This window comes from Streptomyces sp. NPDC001594, from assembly GCF_042893675.1.
Classification (GTDB): domain Bacteria; phylum Actinomycetota; class Actinomycetes; order Streptomycetales; family Streptomycetaceae; genus Streptomyces.
Genome location: NZ_JBIAVB010000047.1, coordinates 1 through 1059, shown reverse-complemented (window position 1 = coordinate 1059; position 1059 = coordinate 1). Strand labels below are relative to the sequence as shown.

The window sequence follows — 1059 nt, the reverse complement described above, 5'->3', positions numbered from 1 at the left end:
GGGGCTGTCAATCGAAGGGTGTAACGGGGGTGGTTGGGGTTACTGGCGGGCTGCGGAGAGTCGGCCGTCGAAGGTGATGTCGAAGGCGTTCAGTGCGGTCTTCCAGCGCATGGTCCAGCGGGCCTGGCCCCTGCCGGTGGGATCCAGGGACATGATCGCCATGTAGACGCATTTCAGGGCGGCCTGCTCGTTGGGGAAGTGGCCGCGGGCCTTGACCGCCCGCCGGATGCGGGCGTTCACGGACTCGATCGCGTTCGTGGTGCAGACGATGCGGCGGATCTCAGTGTCGAACCGCAGGAACGGGGTGAACTCCTCCCAGGCGTTCTCCCACAGCCTCACGATTGCCGGATACTTCTTCCCCCAGGCGTCGGCGAACTCGGCGAACCGCTCCAGTGCCGCCTCTTCGGTCGGGGCGGTGTAGACGGGCTTGAGGAGCTTGGCGATCTTGTCCCAGTCCTGACGGGCCGCATAGCGGAAGGAGTTCCGCAGCAGGTGGACCACGCAGGTCTGGACGGTGGTGCGGGGCCAGACGGTCTCGACGGCGTCGGGCAGGCCTTTCAGGCCGTCGCAGACGAGCATGAGGACGTCGTTCACGCCGCGGTTCTTGATCTCGGTGAGGATGTGCATCCAGTGCTTGGCGCCCTCGCCGCCGTCGCCGGCCCAGAGCCCGAGGATGTCCCGTCGGCCTTCGGTGGTGACGGCCAGGGCCACATATATGGGCCGGTTCGCGACGGCGCCGTCGCGGATCTTCACGTGGATGGCGTCGATGAAGACCACCGGATAGACGGCGTCGAGCGGCCGGTTCTGCCACTCGGCCATGCCGTCGAGAACCTTGTCGGTGATTGTGGAGATCGTCTGGCGGGAGACCTCCGCGCCATAGACCTCCGCGAGGTGGGCCTGGACCTCGCCGGTGGTCAGGCCCTTTGCGGACAGGGAGATGACCATCTCGTCCACGCCGGTCAGGCGCTTCTGCCGCTTGCGGACAATCTTTGGTTCGAAGGATCCGTCGCGGTCGCGGGGCACGGATATCTCGACCGGACCGACATCGGTCAGCACGGT

1 protein-coding gene is annotated in these 1059 nt (G+C 66.4%); it reads right to left on the bottom strand.

The window, feature by feature from the left end; genetic code table 11:
- Nucleotides 1-39 precede the first annotated feature (39 nt).
- A partial coding sequence (locus tag ACFY0O_RS37680; RefSeq protein ID WP_388955627.1) for an IS256 family transposase occupies nt 40-1059 on the bottom strand: 1020 nt, incomplete at its 5' end.